The organism is Pseudoalteromonas sp. Angola-30, assembly GCF_028599215.1.
Lineage (GTDB): Bacteria > Pseudomonadota > Gammaproteobacteria > Enterobacterales > Alteromonadaceae > Pseudoalteromonas > Pseudoalteromonas atlantica.
Map to the genome: position 1 here is coordinate 19,690 of NZ_JAQREI010000027.1, position 15,059 is coordinate 34,748.

The 15,059-nt window shown below is 38.5% G+C and carries 16 protein-coding genes; 8 read left to right on the top strand and 8 right to left on the bottom strand.

The window, feature by feature from the left end:
• The first annotated feature begins 5 nt into the window (after positions 1 to 5).
• The 5 genes from PSH54_RS19970 (at position 6) to PSH54_RS19990 (ending at position 6,061) form a co-directional block, all read left to right on the top strand.
• Positions 6 to 2,021, top strand: coding sequence for an RNA-binding domain-containing protein (locus PSH54_RS19970; protein ID WP_273606957.1), 2,016 nt, complete (start codon positions 6 to 8; stop codon positions 2,019 to 2,021).
• 55 nt (positions 2,022 to 2,076) lie between these two features.
• Positions 2,077 to 4,962 (top strand): type I restriction endonuclease subunit R, encoded by a 2,886-nt coding sequence (locus tag PSH54_RS19975; RefSeq protein ID WP_273606958.1) that lies wholly within the window; start codon positions 2,077 to 2,079, stop codon positions 4,960 to 4,962.
• Between the two features lie 183 nt (positions 4,963 to 5,145).
• Positions 5,146 to 5,598, top strand: a complete 453-nt coding sequence (locus tag PSH54_RS19980) for a hypothetical protein (RefSeq protein WP_273606959.1) — start codon at positions 5,146 to 5,148, stop codon at positions 5,596 to 5,598.
• A gap of 186 nt (positions 5,599 to 5,784) precedes the next feature.
• Complete coding sequence (locus PSH54_RS19985; protein ID WP_167330986.1) at positions 5,785 to 5,934, top strand: hypothetical protein; 150 nt, start codon at positions 5,785 to 5,787, stop codon at positions 5,932 to 5,934.
• A gap of 1 nt (position 5,935) precedes the next feature.
• A complete protein-coding gene (locus PSH54_RS19990) occupies positions 5,936 to 6,061 on the top strand; it encodes a hypothetical protein (RefSeq protein ID WP_273606960.1) in 126 nt (41 codons plus the stop codon).
• Positions 6,062 to 6,092: 31 nt separating this feature from the next.
• On the opposite strand, the gene PSH54_RS19995 is transcribed toward PSH54_RS19990, so the two are convergent.
• The 8 genes from PSH54_RS19995 to PSH54_RS20030 all read right to left on the bottom strand — a co-directional run bounded on the left by PSH54_RS19995 (position 6,093) and on the right by PSH54_RS20030 (position 12,863).
• Positions 6,093 to 7,328 carry a hypothetical protein gene (locus PSH54_RS19995; protein WP_273606961.1) on the bottom strand — a complete coding sequence of 412 codons (1,236 nt, stop codon included), beginning with the start codon at positions 7,326 to 7,328 and terminating at the stop codon, positions 6,093 to 6,095.
• 80 nt (positions 7,329 to 7,408) lie between these two features.
• Positions 7,409 to 7,957 carry an HGGxSTG domain-containing protein gene (locus PSH54_RS20000; protein WP_273606962.1) on the bottom strand — a complete coding sequence of 183 codons (549 nt, stop codon included), beginning with the start codon at positions 7,955 to 7,957 and terminating at the stop codon, positions 7,409 to 7,411.
• Positions 7,958 to 8,108: 151 nt separating this feature from the next.
• Positions 8,109 to 9,014 (bottom strand): YagK/YfjJ domain-containing protein, encoded by a 906-nt coding sequence (locus tag PSH54_RS20005; protein ID WP_273606963.1) that lies wholly within the window; start codon positions 9,012 to 9,014, stop codon positions 8,109 to 8,111.
• A 197-nt stretch (positions 9,015 to 9,211) separates the two neighbouring features.
• Positions 9,212 to 9,439, bottom strand: a complete 228-nt coding sequence (locus PSH54_RS20010) for a helix-turn-helix transcriptional regulator (RefSeq protein WP_126008401.1) — start codon at positions 9,437 to 9,439, stop codon at positions 9,212 to 9,214.
• Positions 9,436 to 9,645 (bottom strand): helix-turn-helix transcriptional regulator, encoded by a 210-nt coding sequence (locus PSH54_RS20015; RefSeq protein ID WP_164521644.1) that lies wholly within the window; start codon positions 9,643 to 9,645, stop codon positions 9,436 to 9,438. Before PSH54_RS20015 ends, PSH54_RS20010 begins: the two co-directional genes overlap by 4 nt.
• Before the next feature lie 147 nt (positions 9,646 to 9,792).
• On the bottom strand, positions 9,793 to 10,581 hold the full coding sequence (locus tag PSH54_RS20020) for a hypothetical protein (protein ID WP_273606964.1): 789 nt from the start codon (positions 10,579 to 10,581) through the stop codon (positions 9,793 to 9,795).
• 7 nt (positions 10,582 to 10,588) lie between these two features.
• Positions 10,589 to 11,821 (bottom strand): tyrosine-type recombinase/integrase, encoded by a 1,233-nt coding sequence (locus tag PSH54_RS20025; protein WP_273606965.1) that lies wholly within the window; start codon positions 11,819 to 11,821, stop codon positions 10,589 to 10,591.
• Positions 11,822 to 12,002: 181 nt separating this feature from the next.
• The gene (locus tag PSH54_RS20030; protein WP_024032427.1) at positions 12,003 to 12,863 is read right to left on the bottom strand and encodes a YicC/YloC family endoribonuclease; all 861 of its coding nucleotides are present in this window, start codon (positions 12,861 to 12,863) and stop codon (positions 12,003 to 12,005) included.
• Between the two features lie 163 nt (positions 12,864 to 13,026).
• Here PSH54_RS20030 and rph point away from each other — a divergent pair, with 163 nt between their 5' ends.
• Genes rph through PSH54_RS20045 form a run of 3 tightly spaced genes read left to right on the top strand, consistent with a single transcriptional unit; the run spans position 13,027 to position 14,839 of the window.
• The gene (rph, locus tag PSH54_RS20035; RefSeq protein WP_004588248.1) at positions 13,027 to 13,740 is read left to right on the top strand and encodes a ribonuclease PH; all 714 of its coding nucleotides are present in this window, start codon (positions 13,027 to 13,029) and stop codon (positions 13,738 to 13,740) included.
• 12 nt (positions 13,741 to 13,752) lie between these two features.
• Complete coding sequence (gene pyrE, locus PSH54_RS20040) at positions 13,753 to 14,397, top strand: orotate phosphoribosyltransferase (RefSeq protein ID WP_004588247.1); 645 nt, start codon at positions 13,753 to 13,755, stop codon at positions 14,395 to 14,397.
• A 58-nt stretch (positions 14,398 to 14,455) separates the two neighbouring features.
• Positions 14,456 to 14,839 carry a diacylglycerol kinase gene (locus PSH54_RS20045; RefSeq protein WP_004588246.1) on the top strand — a complete coding sequence of 128 codons (384 nt, stop codon included), beginning with the start codon at positions 14,456 to 14,458 and terminating at the stop codon, positions 14,837 to 14,839.
• Positions 14,840 to 15,059: the final 220 nt, after the last annotated feature.

Consider the following 15,059-nt stretch of genomic DNA (forward strand, 5'->3'; position numbering starts at 1 on the left):
AAATCATGACTAATAAAATTAACGACAACCCAATTGCGAATATTATTGATATTCAAACCTTGCAAGAAAGCGTAGAAGTTGAGTGCAAGCAGGCTGGTGGCCGAGACGGCCATGGCGCAGTGCCTAATGATATGTGGGAAACTTATAGCGCGTTTGCCAATACTCGTGGTGGCTTGATTTTATTAGGCATTAAAGAAAAAAAAGGCACGTTTACAGTTGAGGGCATAACAAACCCAGCGCCGCTAATTAAGAATATTTGGGATACGGTCAATAATCCCAATAAAGTGAGTGTTAATTTACTTAGTGAAAGCGACGTGCGCATTGAAACACTTGAAGGCAAATCGGTTATTGCGATTACTGTACCACGCGCTCCGCGCGAAAGCCGCCCTGTATTTATAAATGCAAACCCGCTCAATGGGACCTATCAGCGTCGTTACGAGGCAGATCAAAAGTGTTTGCCAGCGGCAGTAAATAAAATGCTGGCAGAGCAAGAAGAAGTACGCGATAACCGAATTTTAGAGCACTTTACTCTTGATGACATAGACCCCGAAAGCCTGCGTATTTATAGGCAAATGTTTGTTGATGCCAAACCACAACACCCTTTTTTAGAATTGAGCGACCAAGAGTTTTTGCGCTCAATTCGTGGCTGGCAACAAGACCGCGCAACAGGTAAAGCGGGTTTAACCCTTGCAGGCTTAGTGATGTTTGGTAATTGGGATGCAATTCAAGATGCACTACCTAGTTTTGCACTCGATTATCAAGAAAAAGACGACAGCACACACCGCTGGATAGACCGAATTTATACTGATGGCTCTTGGTCGGGAAATGCTTTTGATTTTTATCGTAAGGTGTATCGTAAGCTTACGGCAGATTTAAAAGTAGGCTTTAGTTTAACCGATGACGGCCAACGACAAGATACCACTCCTGCGCATGAGGCCATTCGTGAAGCACTCGTAAATACACTGGCACATGCAGAGTTTAATACCGAAAGTAATATTTTAATTGAAAAACACCCTGACTTTATCGGCTTTAGAAACGCAGGGCTAATGCGTATACCTGTGCATGAAGCTAAGGCGGGGGGGAATAGCCAGTGCCGCAACCCAGCTATACATCAAATGTTTTTAAATATTGGTTTAAGCGAAAAAGCAGGGTCGGGTATTCCTAAAATATACAGTAACTGTAAAGCGCAAAACTGGCAGCCACCGCATATGTATGAAAAGGATGAGCTAAATCAAACCTTTTTAGAGTTGCGCATGGTTAATATTGTGTCGCCTGAGCTTGATAAGCGCCTTACAGATACCTTTGGTAGTGGTTATAAAAAGCTGAGCGAGCTTAAACGGACTATTTTGATTACCGCCATTACTGAGTCATGGTTTAACCACGAGCGTATTTGCTCGTTGACCTCAGAGCATACAAGAGAAGTTACACTTGCGTTAAGTCAGTTAGTTAATGCAGGGTACTTAGAGTCGGCAGGCCAGCACAGAGGCAAGATATATCACTTAAAAGGGATACAAATTCCTACGCCTGATAATGATGCAGGTAAGAGTATTACTTTCGTAGCTTCCCCGAAGTTAGATCAGCTCTCACTGTTTGAAGGTCCGGAGTTAAATTACGAAGGTCCGGACCTAGATAGCGAAGGTCCGGAGTTAAGCAATGAAGGTCCGGAGTTAAGCAATGAAGGTCCGGACCTAGCTTTAAATACTCCGGACCAAGACAATACAGAAGTAGAGACACCTGAAGCTAATGAGTTATGGAGTTCACTATGGGTTATAGGTGAGCAAGTACGATCTGCCTCAAGTAGAAAGCAGAAGTCTGAAGTAGAGCAAGCAATAATAGCCCTATGTAAAGAAGCACAGCCGCACTGTTTAAGGTTGGGTGATATAGCACAGCTATTAGGAATGAAGCCCGACACGCTAAGACGTAACTACTTAAGTAAAATGGTTAAAGAGCAGGTATTGTTTTTGGCATATCCAACAATACCGAATCACCCAGAACAGGGTTATAAGTTACAAAAAGATTAGCAATAAAGCAGTGAATGTATTGCATAAGGCTAGCACCAAGGAATTGTAGGTATAAATGAATTATCAAAGTGAACAACAATTAGAAGATAACTTAATTGCACAGCTTAGCGAGCAAGGCTTTACGCGCGTTATTTTAAAGGATAACGCAGCACTTGAGGTCAATCTTAAGCAGCAGCTTGAAAAAGTGAATAGCTGCACGTTAAGTGATACTGAGTTTACGCAAATATTAGGTAAGCTTGGTAAAGGTAATATATTTGCAAAAGCCAAAATACTGCGCGACCAACTTGATGTAACACTTGATAACGGCGACAGCAGGCACTTAACTTTATTATTTGATGAGCCGCAGCTAAATAGCTTTCAGGTAGCGCAACAAATTACAGTAAAGGGCACATACACTAACCGATACGATGTAACACTATTAGTTAATGGCTTGCCGCTGATACAAATAGAGCTAAAACGCCGTGGTATTGAACTAAAAGAAGCGTTTAACCAGATTAAGCGTTATCAAAAGCATTCGTTTCATGCCAACCATGGTTTGTTTAACTATGTGCAGCTGTTTGTAATGTCGAATGGGGTTAATAGCCAGTACTTTTCTAACAATAGTGAAATGTCGGCTGAGCAAACCTTTGACTGGACTGATAATAAAAATAATAAAATAAGCCAGTTACACGACTTTGCCGAAGCATTTTTAACGCCTTCGCACTTAACGCATATGCTTACTAAGTATATTGTACTTAATGAAACAGGTAAGTACTTAATGGTGCTTAGGCCGTATCAGTTTTATGCAGTAGAGGCGATTGTAGAGCAAGTTAAAACCTCAACCGACAATGGCTACATTTGGCATACTACAGGATCGGGTAAAACGTTAACCTCGTTTAAAGCGGCGCAAATTATGACCTCGCTGAGTGAGGTTGATAAAGTAGTATTTGTGGTAGACCGTAAAGACCTAGACTACCAAACAGCGCTTGAGTTTAATGCGTTTGTAAAAGGCTCTGTAGACAGCACTGACAACACCAGTATGTTATTCCACCAGCTGTTAGATAAGCCAATGAAGGGTACAAAGGTCAACCAAAGCCGTAATACTAAGCTGGTGGTAACTACACTACAAAAGCTTAATAACGTTGTGACTAAACAGCGCTATTTAAAAGAAATGCAAAGCCTGCAAGATAAGCGCATTGTGTTTATATTTGACGAGTGCCACCGCAGTCAATTTGGCGATACGCATAAAAACATTACCGACTTTTTTAATAACGCGCAGTTGTTTGGTTTTACGGGTACGCCTATATTTGCCGACAACGCCGTTGCTAAAAACTCAGTTAAACGTACCACAAAAGATTTGTTTGGTGAATGCTTACACCCATATGTAATTGTGGATGCAATACGCGACTCTAACGTGCTTAAGTTTGCTATTGAGTACGTTGGGCGCTATCAATACAAAGATGGCTCTAACAACAACCTAGATATTGAAGTTGAAGACATCGACACCAAAGAGCTTTTAACCTCGCCTGCGCGCTTAGATAAAATAACCGACTACATTATTGCCCAGCATAACCGTAAAACACATAGTCGTGAATATAACGCCATGTTTTGTGTATCAAGTGTTGCTGAGCTTATTCAGTATTATGAGCTGTTTGCGAGTAAAAAAGCACAAGACAAACACAACCTTAAAATTGCCACCATATTTAGCTATGAGGCCAATGAAGAGGAAGAGTACGAATTAGGTAATGATGATGCGCAAATTAAAGAAGTATCAGCCAAATATTTAAACGAAGGGCAAGCCGTTAAGCTGCATAGCCGCGATAAGTTAGACTCATTTATTAACGACTACAACGCCATGTTTGGCACAAGCTACTCCACCAAAGATAGTAAGTTATTTGAAGACTACTACAAAAATATATCTAAGCGTGTTAAAGCCAAAGAGATTGATATATTGCTGGTGGTAAATATGTTTTTAACAGGCTTTGATGCTCCTAAACTCAATACTTTATACGTTGATAAAAACCTTAAGTACCATGGCTTAGTACAAGCGTTTTCGCGGACTAACCGTTTATTGGGCGAGACTAAATCGCATGGTAACGTAGTGTGCTTCAGAAACCTTAAAAAAGCTGCTGACACGGCTTTTACGCTGTTTTCGAACAAGCAGCCTAAAGAATACATAGAAACACCTTCATATAATGAGCTACTCACTGATTTTAACAGCGCCTATGAAGCGCTAATGGCAATTACGCCTACTGTTGACTCAGTTGATGCTTTACCTGACGAAGAGGCTCAGGCGTTGTTTGTGAGGCAGTTTCGCGAGCTTATGCGCTTAAAGAACATGTTAAGCAACTTTGCTGACTTTGATATGGATTCAACCTCCATGGGCGAGCAAGAGTTTCGGGATTATACGAGTAAGTATGCGGACCTTGGCAGGCAGCTACGTGAGAATTCAAGTAAAGAAAAAGTATCGGTTTTAGATGACGTTGATTTTGAACTAGAGCTACTACACAGCGATATAGTAAACGTAACCTATATTTTGCAGTTATTACGTGAGTTACATGGTGAAGAAAGTGGCGATGAAAAAGCCCGTAAACGCCAAGTAATAGCAAACCTAATAGCCACAGACCCAACCTTATTAAGTAAAAAAGCACTAATAGATAAGTTTATGGACGAGCACTTACAAGGCATCCCTGCCAGTGCTGACGTTGATGAAGAGTTTGAGCTTTATTGGGAAAAAGAAAAACGCCTAGAACTTGAGAAGTTTGCCCAAGAGCAAAAGCTAAACCAAGAACGCCTAGAAAAGCTAGTAACCCGTTATGAGCTAAGTGACGAAATGCCACTAAGGGATGACTTCGCTGACGTACTCGAAACCAAACCCAGCTTACTACAACGCAAAAAAGTATTGCCTATTATTACCGATAAATTTAAACGTTTTGTAGATACGTTTATGACAGGGTTTTAAAAGGCTGTAGTGTTATTTTGCTTAAGCCGTCAACGGTTGACGGTGCGTGTTTTTTAATTTTTAGGGTGGAAATTGATGAGAACCTTTTGCTTATCACTTGTTGGTCTATTGTTGTTTTGTCTTTTTCTAACAATAAATATATACAAAGGATATTTTTTAGAGCAGGGCCTTAGCCCTAGTATAATGAACAAAATTAGCTTCTTTAGCATGCTCTGCTTAATCGCTAGTTATATTTTTTCTTTTGCATTGGCAGTTATGTCAAAAAGACGATTAGATGAAAAAGCTTTCCTACTTATGTTTATAGCAATATGGTTTGGGGTTATGTTACCTAAGCACTTATTACCAAACTTGAATATTGTTGAAAATTCAATGGCATACTTCTATGTTGATATTGTTAAAGATTTAGCATTATTATCTTGCGCAGGAGCTGCAGGTAGTTTGTTTGCTACGTTTGCTGAATCTCATACAGCAGTAAAAAAAATAGGTCATCACCATGATGAGTGTAAGTTCTTAGGCTCACTACAAGAAGTTAAAGCAGTATCAGCGAAGGTCAGTAAACTGACTAAAGTTCTATATATTTCAATAAGTGTGCAAGCATTGTTAGTTGTTATTATTTTATTTTTGACGCTATCTTAGCAACCTTTTCACATTTATATTTTCAGCTAACTCTAAATTACTAATGCTACAGGCGCCTAAGCAATATATTTTTATAAAAAATTAAATTTACACTCTTTCCCCCCCGCCCCAACCTAAATTTAGTTTGGCATTATTCTCCCCGTTGTTAGGAGCACCTAACAATAAATTTTATTTTTGGAGATAAGAATGACTAAGAAAGAAACCCCTATGACTACCGATGCTTTGGCCCGTATACAAAGAAATGAAGCAAAGCAAAATGGTGGCGGCGTTGATTCAAATGGTTTTGCTGCTCGTGCAGCTAGAGCTGCAAACAAAAATCAACAAGGGAAAAAATAACATGGCTCAACATGATGATGACAACCGTTCACAACAGCTAAATCCTGAGCATGACGCTTATTGGCAAAGCCGTGGAGAAGATGAACGCCCTGATGACTGGGAAGATCTTTTGGACGATGAAGATTAGGTTCAAACTCTACATTAAAGCAGCTGTGTAATTACGTAGCTGCTTTATTTACTGTATCTGTATAGTGTTTGAAATAAGAAGGGTACTGACCAATCACTGTCTTGAAAATAGGTATCGTTTTTTCACTGTGAGCTTGCTCATAGCATTCTTGGATTTTTGTATCTATAGCCCTAGCAATTCTAAAGTATACGGTTAGCGCCAAAGAGTCGTAATTTCCGTGCTTATCAAAGACTGCATTAATAAACTCCTCTAACTTTAAAAATGAAGGTAAGTTTTTTCCATTTCGCCAATCTTTTAATTGTTTGTATTGTTTATCATTTAAAGACTCTCCGCTGTCGGGATTATCTGAGGGAAACTTTTTAAGAGGAATAAAGCTAGCGAGCCTTCTCCAAGTCATAGGTTTGCCGTTTGAGGATACTAGCTCTTTTAGTTCTATTAACACTGAGTCGAAACAGCCATTAGATTCATCTGACTCAATTAATGTATTAAGCACGTTTGTAAAAAAGCTAGTGCCTTTTTTGGGTTTATAGTTCTCATCTAACCTACGGTAGTATGAGTGAAGACCTACTTCATAGTTTGCAATGGCGGATAAATAGAAATCAAATATTAAGTGGTACGTTACTTCAATAAGAGCTAGGCCATCCTCTTCTGTATAATCTTCCCGCTTTTTATCTGAATTGTAAAACTCATTAATAATATTGAGTTGCTGCCGTGGCACTAAGCTATGGGATTGCCAGTATGGTTTTTGTAACTGCCAAATATCTTTTGGGCTTTTCTTATCAATACTTTTTGATTTCGCTTTGTTATGTATTTCACTCATCATTAAGTAGTCAAACTGAGATCGAGCTTCTAACCAATCTATTAATAGGTTTAATTCATTGTCGTTTTTGTTACTTTTTTTACTGGCGTTAAATCCATATATGCATGAGTAGTAGGTACTCGCGTTAGAGGTAACCTTCATCGCTCTAGTTGTTTTTTTATATACTTTGAGGTTGAACACCTCATTTATATTCGGAGAGAGAGACTTAAACCATGTATAAATTTTTTTAAATGTTGGCTTGCCTACTCCTCGACTTGATAAATGAAATATAGAGCTTTGACTGACAGACAAGTCAGAATCATAAAATGATTGGGCATGAGTAATCATGCCACTAATGTTACTTGGTAAGTGTAATAGCTGGGCGACTTCATTTAGAGGGGGTAGGTACACACTTTTAAAATGAATATTTTTAAATACATATTTGTTACCTTCATTAGGTTTGAGCATATTTAGTCCTTTATTAAGCTAACCATATAACTTCTTACAAACTTTACGTTATTACCTATAAAATTCAATGATTTGCTGCTTCATAGGAAGCTTTTAGACAAAACCCCTTTTTTTATAAGTAAAAACTGTTTTTTTGCTTCACTCATTTGCTGGTGGAAGTAGGGGGCTTTTACAACCTCAGTATGTATATGAAAATGAAGATGCTGACTATCAGTATCTTTGTAGTATGCATCAAGTGCAGATTGAACAATAATAAAGGCCTTTTCGCCATAGTATTCACAAATACGATATTTAAAGCATTCTAATGCTACCTTGTGTCGTGCTACTAGTTCGTTTACTTCTCTATTGTTGATGCCTTTTAGCTCAACTATATCGCACAATTGAATGTATGCTTTAAGTGAGTCTTCGATTAATACGGGGTCATAGTCTTTCATTAGGTTCCATCCAAAACCATTTTTAATGGGATTGGTTCGCACAGCAAGTTTACCTTCAGTTGTTTTTGCACCTGTAGAGCGACCTCCATGCAATTTACATCGACCATTTCGCTTGTTGCCTAGGCGCTTGCAGGGACTACCTGAACGTGTTTTAGCCCCGCACTTGGGGAGACTGTCTAAATCAAACTTACTCATTTTTTGCCTTTTTATGATCGATTATGTTCGGTGAACTTTCGGTTCATAGGGTTTGTTTTTTGAAAATCCATTTTTTTTAAAGTTTTTAAAATCGAATATTTATATGCTTACCATCATGGGGTGCACATATAAATCAATGGGTTATGATATTTTAATGCCGCGTAAAGCGAACACTTAGTAGCGCTTTATGTTGTCTGTGCACGTAAGGTGATCGATCACTTTGCATGTGTATACTTCGGTTCTTAGAGTGCTGCAAAGGTACTTCAGCGTTATTAACTTGATTAGGGTGATCGCTGTACTGCAATGAACGATGAAGTTTAGATTGTATTAGCTGTGTACTGCTTATACTTGATAACCTTTTTAGTAATTTGATACCACCAGCCTCTGAGTTATCTAGGTTTATTAGAGCCGCTTCTTTATTTTGCTGGTATGTAATAGCTGGATTTACAAGTAGCATATCGTTAAAGCGTCTATGAACGTGCTCTGTTGAGTATTCAAGTTTACTAAATAAGTAGCTATGAGCCTTAATGCTAGCTTCTTTTGTGGCACGTTTAGTAAAATAACTTAAGCGGTATAGAGCTGGTTCTATACTGAATTTATTACCCCTGTGCATTAGGTAGTATGGGTGCTTGACCAGTGAGGCTGAGCCTAGGCCTTCAGATTCCCAAGCATGCTTTAATTGGTAGGTTAACTTACTGCTATGATTTATTTTATGCCCGCTTAACAACACAGCTAAATGATAATGATGATTTGAAGATGTATTTCTCTCTCTAGCGCATATGTAACTTACTTTGCAGTTATATTGTTTTGTAAGTATCGACAACTGTTTTTTAATAAATTTTAAGAACGCCTGATTATTAATAGAATAAGATTTAGTACTTAGGTCTATTCTTGCTACGAGTACTTTAGAGTAGTGAGAAAGCATACATTCACAATGCTTAAACACTTTAGTTAATGCTTTTAGATCTTGGCCTTTTGTCTTTGGTTTGAATACTCTGTAGCTATGGTCTTTGTATATAAAGTTTACTGAGTTAGTTGTTGATATTTTAAAGGTCATTGTTCTATCTATTTGCTTTAGTTATTAATTGGTATCTTTCTTATATTATTTAATATCCGCTATTAGTGGATAGGCGCTTTACAGATAAAAGCCCTTTTAAAATAATAACTAAGATATGTTTTTAGTTTGTTGAATAGCGTGTTTTTACTGATCATTTTGTTTCAAAGTGCGTCATCAGTAGGCCAAAAAAAAGCAGTTTATTTACCTGCTTTTGAGTGTTTATTAGCTAGCCAATTTTTATAATCTTGAAAATGCCACATGGACCGCCCATTTATTACATGAGCTGGTGGGGGGAAATGGCCAGCCTTTATCCATCTTCCAAGTGTTGACCTACTGATGTTAAGAAGCTTTTGCAATTCAGGCTTTTTAATCATTCGAGCATCATCAATATACATAGCAAGATCTGGTAGCTTTTTCTTGTTCATTGAGGTCGCTCCATATTTATTACTTCGCGAGATTTTACAAAGTCTAAAAGCTCGCTTAATAACCAACAAACTCTGTCGCTATCGGCATGAAGCTTTCTTCTTTTCGGAAAGAGGCCTTTTTTTTCTAAAGCCCAAGCGCTGGTTCGAGAGACAGCCGTTATTTTGGCTCTTTCTGCTTCTCTGACTAGGCGGTCAGTAAATTGCATTGTTGGTGTTGTTAGCTGGTTCAAATTGGTTTCTCCGGTTCACATTGTTGATGGGAGAATTATGAAAGAATATAGGGATAGGAAAGCCCTACTCACTAAGTGGGTAGGGCTCTTTTTTACTGTTATTAACTGAAATTTAAGAATAAATTATTTTAATTTATTTCTAATTTCCGCAGTGTTGTATTTTTTCTTTAGCAACTGGCTGAGTTTTATGGGGTATGCCTTACCCTTTGCACTTATCAGCTTAGGCTTATGCAAGTTCTTTTTGATATATGCTTCAGTGTCTTCACATCTTTTGAATATATGAAAGCACTCCAGTTCCTTATTTTTAATATAGAAATCGTAAATAAGAGGATGTATCGCTTGAGCTAGAATCTTTTTAGATAGTTTACCGTAATCTCCGACTGAATCTAGGTAATTAGCCATTTCCAATATGAGCGATTTGAGAGAGTCAGTCTTTGCTGCTGTTTTTATTCCACCAGCTTGCGTATCAAGTACACCTTTTTGGAAACCTCTCTCAGCATGCTTTTCCAGATTAACTCTCATATCATGAGCGCCAGCATGATAGCCGATAAGAAGCGCACTGGTTAAAGCATCACTTAGCTGATGTTCGCTAGAGTTGTAAGATGAACTCAGAGTATTAGAAAGATTTTTTAGCTCGTTATCAACTTCTCTAAGCATTGTGTGCTCATCTTTAGGAAATAGCTCTTTATTAGTCTTTAGCTTTTCAACTCGGTACTTGATTAACTTAAGAAGCTCAATGCCTGAGTACAAAGATTCTAAGGCCACTTTTAAATGATTATCTTGCTTTAGGGTGTCATTGTTTAACTGATTAAAAAGCATCTCAGGAAAAACCATATTCTTTAGATTTTCAATCTGCTGCTTTTTACCATTATTTGTAACGCCTGTAATAGGGGCTGTTTTTGAAGCAGTCATAATAAGCTCAATTATCTTGAATTAAAGGTATAACAACGTTTGCTAATTCATTTAGCGCTTTTTGTCGCTCATCAAAGTAATCGTATCGGTTATATACCCCTTCAACCCCTTTAATCTTATGATTCAAACAGCGCTCGGCTACATTATCAGGAACTCCTAATTGCGCCAAAAGACTACGGCATGACCGCCTTAGATCGTGAATTACAAAGTATTCAATACCTTTACTACCTAAAATATTTGGGTATGGCTTTTTCTTGCTGTCGACTTTTCTGCCGAATATTTTGGCTAAAGCGTGATTAAGAGTATCATCAGATATATATGCTCTTCTTTTACTTGCTCGCCTCGACGGGAATAAATAATCAGATCCGCAAGAGCGTATTTTTAACTCTTCAAATAATGGTATTAATACTGAGGCTATAGGTATTTTTACAGCCACCTTTGTCTTACTTCTTGACTCTGGTAAAGACCAACTATTTTCTGAAAAATTAAACTCACTCCACTTTGCTGCTATAAGCTCACCTTTACGGACGCCAAGAGTTAGCAAGAGCACACATGCGATGTAATTATCTCTTGTAAAAATATGGCTATTTTCTCTAAAACAGTTAAAAATGATTTTTACTTCTTCTTCACTTAATATTCGTCTGCGGCTTTTTCCTGTACCACCAGCATCTATTGCATCGAAAGCAGCCGCAGGGTTTTTCTCTGTACAATCTAATTTTATCGCATGTTTAAATAGCTGTTTACATAGAAGTAAAACCTTATTGGGTATTGATGGACGCCCGCTATCCATAATTTTGTTGATCAAATTCTGAATATGTTTTGCTTTTACATCTTCTACCCTCAATCTTCCTATTTCGGGTTTAATTTCATTAGTAAAATATCTTAAAGGATAGCTAGGGTGCTTAAGATTCCTTTTCGCTCTCTCATACCAATTATCAAATAAGTCCGAAACAGTAATAATAGTCTTATTACTGCTTTCAATACGTTTTTGTAATGGGTCTTTACCTTGCTTTACCATTTGTAAAACATTGCTAGCTGCTAGCTTAGCATCTGCCAGCGATAGCTCAGGGAAGTGACCTTCAGCTAACGTCATAAAAGAACGTTTCTTATTTATTGTGTATCTAACTTCCCATGCACCGCCAGTTCTTGCTTTATTGGGCTTGATATATAACCCTGTGACAATTCGAACTCTTGTAGATGTCGTATTTTTTATCGCTAACTTTAACTCTTTTTGGTTCATTTAATTACCGTAAAGTGGTTACTAGGAGTTTTATCAAGTGGCTTCTAATTATTTTGGTAACCGTTTTGGTAACCACTTAGATGCGCACAATAGGCGACTATTATGAACGGTAGAAAACAAAAAGCCTAGAAAATTCTAGGCTTTTTATATGGTTATAAACAAGTGAGAACAGCAGGAAATGCTACTCTATATTCTGAATTTGCTCTCTCATCTGCTCAATAAGCACTTTTAGCTCTACAGCTGCATTAGTAATATCACTATTAATAGACTTAGAGGCTAGGGTGTTTGCTTCGCGGTTAAACTCCTGCATCATAAAATCTAAACGGCGGCCACATGCGCCACCTTTATTAAGAATTTTTTTAGTTTCTTTTACGTGCGACTTTAAGCGGTCGAGTTCTTCGGCAACATCTTGCTTTTGCGCAAGGTAAATAAGCTCTTGTTCAAGGCGAGATTCGTCAATGTCGGTTTTTAAGTCTTCAAGCTTTTGATTAAGCTTTTCACGCTGCCACTTTGCTATTTCTGGTAAGTGACTTTCTACTACAGTAACTTGCTCAAGTATGGCATCAAGGCGAGTGGCAATCATTTCTTCTAAATTTGCGCCTTCATCGCCACGGGCTGATTTAAAATCTTCAACTACTTGGTCAAAGCCCGCTATAAGTGCTTTATTAACGGTATCTAAATCGAGCTCCTGTGCTTCCATTACGCCAGGCCAGCGCAGTATATCAACTGGGTTAATGTCGCCACTGCTTTGTTGCTGCACCCATTTAGCACTATTTATTAGTTGCTCAGCAAGTGACTCATTAATTGATAGCTCACCCACGTGTGCTGGATTTGCAACAAACTTTAAAAATACTTCAACTTTACCGCGTTGCAAATTTTTACGTAAACGCTCACGAATTACCGGCTCCATGCCACGAAATTGCTCTGGTGCGCGAATAAACGTTTCAAGGTAGCGCTGGTTTACTGAACGAATTTCCCAGGTGCCAGTGCCCCAATCGCCTTTAATTTCGCGACGCGCATAAGCAGTCATACTGTGGATCATGGATAAGTTCCTAAAATTTATTAATACAATATTGCGATGATTATACCGTAACACTGCTTAACCTCTAGAGAAAATTTATTACGCTGAATATTTTACAATCAGCATGGCATCTACCTGCACATGCACTTATAATGTCGCAAATTCAGAATTAAGGGGATCGTCAATGCGTCCAAGCGAAAGAACACCTAACCAAATTAGACCGGTATCATTTACACGTAATTACACATTACACGCTGAAGGCTCAGTACTTGTTGAGTTTGGTAATACCAAAGTACTTTGTACTGCTACGGTTGAAGCAGGTGTACCACGTTTTATGAAAGGGCAAGGTAAAGGTTGGATCAACGCTGAATACGGTATGCTACCGCGCTCAACGCATACGCGTAACGCACGTGAAGCAGCACGTGGCAAGCAAGGCGGTCGTACTATGGAAATTCAACGCTTAATTGCTCGCGCATTAAGAGCTGCAGTAGATTTAAAAGCGCTTGGCGAAAACACCATTACAATTGATTGTGATGTGATTCAAGCTGATGGCGGAACACGTACTGCATCTATTAGTGGTGCATGCGTGGCTTTAGTTGATGCACTTACTCACATGCGCGCTAAAGGAATGATCAACTCAAACCCACTTAAGCACATGATTGCTGCTATCTCGGTAGGTATTTATAAAGGCCAACCAATTAGTGATTTAGAGTACCTTGAAGATTCTGAAGCCGAAACCGATATGAACGTAATTTTAACTGAAACAGGTAAAATTATTGAGGTGCAAGGTACCGCAGAGGGCGAACCATTCTCGTTCGACGAATTAGATGAGCTACTTACACTGGCTAAACATTCAATCCGTGAAATTATTGACGTTCAAAAACAAGCGTTAGCATAAGCGAGAACCCCAATGAAAGATTATCAAAAAGAGTTTATTGAATTTGCTTTAGAAAAGCAGGTTTTAAAATTTGGCGAGTTTACCCTTAAATCAGGTCGTACAAGCCCATACTTTTTTAATGCAGGCCTTTTTAATACAGGACGTGATTTAGCACGTTTGGGTCGTTTTTATGCATCAGCCCTTGAAGACGCCGCAATAGAATACGACGTTTTATTTGGCCCAGCTTATAAAGGTATTCCTATTGCAACCACTACCGCAGTAGCGCTGGCAGATCACCATGATAAAGATGTACCTTATTGCTTTAACCGTAAAGAGAAAAAAGCACATGGTGAGGGTGGTACATTAGTAGGTTCTGCATTAACGGGCAAAATTATGCTGGTGGATGATGTGATCACCGCAGGCACTGCAATTCGTGAATCTATGGAAATCATTGCCGATAACGGCGCAGACCTAAGTGGTGTACTAATAGCACTTGATCGCCAAGAAAAAGGCAAAGCTGAGCTTTCAGCTATTCAAGAGGTTGAGCGCGACTTTAATACCAAAGTGATCTCTATTGTAAAATTAGCTGATCTTATTAGCTACCTTGAGAGCCAAGGTACAATGGACGAGCATTTAGCATCAGTTAAAGCATACCGAGATCAATACGGTATTGCCTAACTAAAAAAAGCCTCGCAATTGCGGGGCTTTATTTTGACCACAGTAAATAGAGCTAATAATGAAAGATGTATTTAAACCTAACGGCCTTGGTATAAAGCGTATATTTAAAGCAACGTATTGTTCGTACCTTGGTTTTAAAGCGGCCTTTATAGAAGAAGCTGCTTTTAGGCAAGAGTTGCTACTTAGCATTATTTTGCTACCCATTTCTTTTTGGCTAGCTTCATCGGTATTACATTGGGCATTGTTAGTAAGTACATTACTGATCATATTGATTGTGGAATTACTTAATTCAGCAATAGAAGCGCTCACTGATCGCGTAAGTACAGAGCGCCATGTATTATCGGGGCGTGCGAAAGATATGGGATCTGCAGCGGTAACACTCTCATTAATGATCCTTACGATCGTGTGGGGTGCTAGTTTGTATATAAAGTTATTTCAGTAAACCCTCTATATAAACCAATTAATACACCTAAAATGTTAATAAAGTGCTAGTTATGTTGTGTTTTTAGCGCATTTAGCTCAAATACTCAGCGAACAGTCATTTATTTCAAGTTTTCTTCAAAAAAGGGTTGATCTGTTTTCGGATCTCCCTATAATGCGACCCCACTGAGACGGCAGAGCAGGCAACGCTTAGCGAGGCAAGCAAACCACTTAGTGAGTCG

Excerpts from the sequence above, each read along its gene's own strand:
- PSH54_RS19970 (WP_273606957.1), top strand. The coding sequence starts at position 6 with ATGACTAATAAAATTAACGACAACCCAATTGCGAATATTATTGATATT.
- PSH54_RS19975 (WP_273606958.1), top strand. The coding sequence starts at position 2,077 with ATGAATTATCAAAGTGAACAACAATTAGAAGATAACTTAATTGCACAG.
- PSH54_RS19980 (WP_273606959.1), top strand. The coding sequence starts at position 5,146 with ATGAACAAAATTAGCTTCTTTAGCATGCTCTGCTTAATCGCTAGTTAT.
- PSH54_RS19985 (WP_167330986.1), top strand. The coding sequence starts at position 5,785 with ATGACTAAGAAAGAAACCCCTATGACTACCGATGCTTTGGCCCGTATA.
- PSH54_RS19990 (WP_273606960.1), top strand. The coding sequence starts at position 5,936 with ATGGCTCAACATGATGATGACAACCGTTCACAACAGCTAAATCCTGAG.
- PSH54_RS19995 (WP_273606961.1), bottom strand. The coding sequence starts at position 7,328 with ATGCTCAAACCTAATGAAGGTAACAAATATGTATTTAAAAATATTCAT.
- PSH54_RS20000 (WP_273606962.1), bottom strand. The coding sequence starts at position 7,957 with ATGAGTAAGTTTGATTTAGACAGTCTCCCCAAGTGCGGGGCTAAAACA.
- PSH54_RS20005 (WP_273606963.1), bottom strand. The coding sequence starts at position 9,014 with ATGACCTTTAAAATATCAACAACTAACTCAGTAAACTTTATATACAAA.
- PSH54_RS20010 (WP_126008401.1), bottom strand. The coding sequence starts at position 9,439 with ATGAACAAGAAAAAGCTACCAGATCTTGCTATGTATATTGATGATGCT.
- PSH54_RS20015 (WP_164521644.1), bottom strand. The coding sequence starts at position 9,645 with ATGCAATTTACTGACCGCCTAGTCAGAGAAGCAGAAAGAGCCAAAATA.
- PSH54_RS20020 (WP_273606964.1), bottom strand. The coding sequence starts at position 10,581 with ATGACTGCTTCAAAAACAGCCCCTATTACAGGCGTTACAAATAATGGT.
- PSH54_RS20025 (WP_273606965.1), bottom strand. The coding sequence starts at position 11,821 with ATGAACCAAAAAGAGTTAAAGTTAGCGATAAAAAATACGACATCTACA.
- PSH54_RS20030 (WP_024032427.1), bottom strand. The coding sequence starts at position 12,863 with ATGATCCACAGTATGACTGCTTATGCGCGTCGCGAAATTAAAGGCGAT.
- rph (WP_004588248.1), top strand. The coding sequence starts at position 13,027 with ATGCGTCCAAGCGAAAGAACACCTAACCAAATTAGACCGGTATCATTT.
- pyrE (WP_004588247.1), top strand. The coding sequence starts at position 13,753 with ATGAAAGATTATCAAAAAGAGTTTATTGAATTTGCTTTAGAAAAGCAG.
- PSH54_RS20045 (WP_004588246.1), top strand. The coding sequence starts at position 14,456 with ATGAAAGATGTATTTAAACCTAACGGCCTTGGTATAAAGCGTATATTT.